Below are 3,561 nucleotides of genomic sequence, written 5' to 3'. Positions count from 1 at the left end.
CCGGGCCGCGCCAGAGCGCGAGCGCGGCGCGCAGTCCCGCGGACCGGGACGCCTCGTCCCCGGCGCGCCGCGCCGCCAGCGTCCGCGCCTCGAAGTCGTGGGCGTCGACGGCAGCGCGCGGCAGCGCGAGCCGGTACGCGCCGGGCCGGGACTCGACCACGTCCCGGCCGATCACCGACCGCAGCCGGGAGACCAGCGACTGGAGCGCGTTGGCGGCGCCCTTCGGGACGTCGTCCTCCCACAGGCCGTCGATGATCCGTTCGGCCGGGACCAGGGCTCCGGGGTCGAGCGCGAGCAGGGTCAGCAGCGCCCGCAGCCGCGCGCCCCCGATCTCGACGGGAGCGCCGCCCGCGTCGTCCGGGCGCACTTCCAGGGGCCCCAGTATCCCGATCCGCACCGGACGATTCTCCCCCATCCGGACACGTCACCCGCCCGCCGGACGATGCAGGCCGCCGCGCTCCGTGCCGGACATGCCGGTGCCCCGGAGGCAGGGCCTCCGGGGCACCGGGACGGTTCGCGGACGGGTCAGGCCGCGCCCTCCTTGGCGGTCTCCCTCACCGCCTGCTTCGCCTTGGCGTCCTCGAGGGCCGCGAGCTCGAAGTCGGCGCGCGGCTGCTCGACGGTGGCCAGCGAGACGGTCTCGCGCTTGAGGAACAGCGCCAGGGTCCAGTCGGCCAGGACGCGCAGCTTGCGGTTGAAGGTCGGGACCTTCGCGCCGTGGTAGCTGCGGTGCATGAACCACGCGGGCCAGCCCTTGACCTTGAAGCCGTAGGTCTGGGCGACGCCCTTGTGGAGGCCGAGCCCGGCCACGGCGCCGACGTTGTTGTGCACGTACGGCTTCAGCGACTTCCCGCGCAGCGACCGGATGATGTTGTCGGCGAGGACCTTGGACTGGCGGACGGCGTGCTGGGCGTTCGGCGGGCAGAACATGCCCTCCTGGGTCAGGTCCGGGATCGCCGCGTTGTCACCGGCGGTGAACGCCCGGACCAGGCCCTGGATGGTGAGGTACTCGGTGCCCTTGACGCGGCCCCGCTCGTCCACCGGCAGGTCCGCGTGCCGGACGACCGGGGACGGCTTGACGCCCGCGTTCCACACCAGGGTCCCGGCCGGGAAGCGGCTGCCGTCCGACAGCTCGATCAGGCCGCCCTCCGCCGACCGCAGGAGGGTCTTCATCTTCACGTCGATGCCGCGGCCGCGCAGCTGCTCCGCGGTCCACTTGCCCATCTCGGGGCCGACCTCGGGCAGGATGCGGTCCGCCGCCTCCACCAGGATGAAGCGCAGGTCCTGCGGGGTGACCTTGCGCATGTACTTGGTGGCGTGGCGCGACATGTCCTCGAGCTCGGCGACGGCCTCGACGCCGGCGAATCCGCCGCCGACGAACACGAAGGTCAGCGCCTTGCGGCGCAGCTCCACATCGTCGGTCGACTCGGCGATCTCAAGCTGCTCCAGCACGTGGTTGCGCAGGTGGATGGCCTCACCGACCGTCTTGAGGCTGATGCCGTGCTCGGCCAGGCCGGGGATCGGCAGCAGCCGCGGCACCGCCCCGGCGGCCATGACCAGGTAGTCGTAGGAGATCCGTTCCGGCGGGCCGGCCAGCGGCTGGACGATCGCCCAGCCCTCGTCGTGGTTCAGCTCGGTCACCCGCGCCTTGCGCACGGTGCACTTCGGCAGCACGCGGCGCAGCGGGACGACGACGTGCCGCGGCGAGATGTTCCCGGCGGCGGCCTCGGGGAGGAACGGCTGGTACGTCATGTACGAGTTCGGGTCCACGACGGTGACCTTGACCTCGCCGCGCTTGAGCTCCCGGCGGAGCTTCTTCTGCAGGCGGAGGGCGGTGTACATGCCCACATAGCCGCCACCCACGATGAGGATGTGGGGAGCGCCAGGGGTCTCCTCGGCGGTCCTGGCCATTGCGGCCTCCAATGTTCACGGTCGGCTTGTGAAGACATTCACAAGCTACCGGATGGACCGTGCCCAGCGCCAACCGATTGATGGTGAAGAAGAGTGAAATTTCCCGAAACAGCAAACCGAGGCGGCTCTGAACGTGTGAACTTCACCACCTCTTCCCTCTTTTTCGGACAGTGTAGGTCAAACCACGCATGACCAACCTCACAGCGGGATTCTCTGGGAGCGCCGTCGCCGCGAGGGAGGAAAGGCCCGTTCCACCCCCGCGGAAGCCCTAAGGTTGGGGCGGACGAGGAAGGGGGCGCCACCGGCGATGCGAGCGCCGCCGTGATGGAGGGAATCCGGTGGGGCGCGGCGTACGATGCGACGCCGTGGCGATGTGCGCCCGGGAGCGTAGGGATGATGAGCAGAGACCGGCGTCCGATCCTGGCCGCGGCGGGCGCCCTCGCGCTCGCCGGCACCCTGAGCGGTTGCGGGCTGATCGGCCAGCCCCAGAACAAGAGCGCCGAGTTGTCGGAATGGTTCACCGTGACCAGCCCGGTCTTCCGCGATGGCAAGGACTTGCCCACGCGGTACGGCTGCACGACGTACCCTGGCGGGCAGGGCAAGACCCCGCCGCTGCGGTGGTCGGGGGCGCCGGCCGACACCCGGTCGTTCGCGATCGTCATGGACGATCCGGACGCGTCCAACGGCGCCTACGTCCACTGGGTGTTCGCGGGCCTCAACGGGACGGCCAACGCCCTGGTCGAGGGCGCCCGCCTGGACAGGACCGTCGAAGGGTTGACCACCGGCAAGAAGGTGGGCTACGCACCGCCGTGCCCGCCCAAGGGAGAACGGCATCGGTACAGGTTCACCATCTACGCGCTGGACGCCCCGGCGCCGTTCAAGAGCGGAGCCTCGCTCAAGGACTCGCTCGGCGCCATCGCCAAGCACACGGTGGGCCGGGGCCGGATCACCGGGAACTTCGGCGGCCAGCGGGCGCGTTGACGGTGGAGCCTGATGGACGGTGGCCGGTTCGAGGGCCCGCGAGCACCGGGGCCCGGAGCGAGGGCCGGGCATGAGTGGAGTGCGGGCTCCCCGAGGGCCGCACCCGACTGGGGTGTACGGATCGACCGGACGTGTCGACCGGTACGCGCCGTGTGAGGGTAAATGTGCGCGAAGGGTGTGACAACGGTCATAGCGGTCGGACACAATCGGGCTAGCCCCGAGGAGGGCCGGCCGCTGGCGACAATCGGGACGGACCCGCGGTCCGCGCTGGCGACTCTCGCCGGGCCAAGGCATTGGGTGGTGGCATGACTTCTTACATCGTGGTCTTCGGCCTCATAGTGGTCGTGGTCCTGGTGGTCGTCCTCGTGGCCCTGGGTCTGCGGGCCAGCAGGGCGGGGCGGGACGACGACGACTGGGACGAGCAGCCGCAGCCGCGCGGCCGCCGCGCCGCTCCGCCGCAGCCGGACGGCGGCGGAGCGCCTATGGGCGGCGTCCCCGCGGGCGCACCCGACGACGGCTACGAGAACGGCTACGACACCGGCTACGACGGCGCCGGGTACGACGGCGGCTACGACAACGCCTCCTACGGGCCCGGGGCTCCCGAGCCCTCGTAGACGCGGTAGCCGGTGGGCGTTCCGCCGCCCGCCGTCCACGACAGCGTCAGCGAGG

The 3,561-nt window shown here is 71.4% G+C and carries 4 protein-coding genes; 2 read left to right on the top strand and 2 right to left on the bottom strand.

What is annotated here, in order from left to right; translation table 11 throughout:
• Positions 1–397, bottom strand: a 397-nt coding sequence (locus tag E1291_RS40255) for an AfsR/SARP family transcriptional regulator (RefSeq protein WP_207401221.1), incomplete at its 3' end; no start/stop codon positions are given.
• A 128-nt stretch (positions 398–525) separates the two neighbouring features.
• Complete coding sequence (locus E1291_RS40250) at positions 526–1,911, bottom strand: NAD(P)/FAD-dependent oxidoreductase (protein WP_131743254.1); 1,386 nt, start codon at positions 1,909–1,911, stop codon at positions 526–528.
• A gap of 396 nt (positions 1,912–2,307) precedes the next feature.
• On the opposite strand from E1291_RS40250, the gene E1291_RS40245 reads away from it, so the two are divergent.
• Both E1291_RS40245 and E1291_RS40240 read left to right on the top strand, forming a co-directional pair.
• On the top strand, positions 2,308–2,892 hold the full coding sequence (locus E1291_RS40245) for a YbhB/YbcL family Raf kinase inhibitor-like protein (protein WP_131743253.1): 585 nt from the start codon (positions 2,308–2,310) through the stop codon (positions 2,890–2,892).
• Positions 2,893–3,197: 305 nt separating this feature from the next.
• The gene (locus E1291_RS40240; protein ID WP_131743252.1) at positions 3,198–3,506 is read left to right on the top strand and encodes a hypothetical protein; all 309 of its coding nucleotides are present in this window, start codon (positions 3,198–3,200) and stop codon (positions 3,504–3,506) included.
• Positions 3,507–3,561: the final 55 nt, after the last annotated feature.

The sequence above is a fragment of the Actinomadura roseirufa genome (assembly GCF_900659635.1).
Taxonomy (GTDB): domain Bacteria; phylum Actinomycetota; class Actinomycetes; order Streptosporangiales; family Streptosporangiaceae; genus Spirillospora; species Spirillospora roseirufa.
The sequence above is the reverse complement of the archived record's forward strand: the minus strand, read 5'-3'. Positions and strand labels throughout refer to the sequence as shown.

Coding starts and splice junctions, on each gene's coding strand:
- E1291_RS40250 (WP_131743254.1), bottom strand. CDS start 1,911: ATGGCCAGGACCGCCGAGGAGACCCCTGGCGCTCCCCACATCCTCATC.
- E1291_RS40245 (WP_131743253.1), top strand. CDS start 2,308: ATGAGCAGAGACCGGCGTCCGATCCTGGCCGCGGCGGGCGCCCTCGCG.
- E1291_RS40240 (WP_131743252.1), top strand. CDS start 3,198: ATGACTTCTTACATCGTGGTCTTCGGCCTCATAGTGGTCGTGGTCCTG.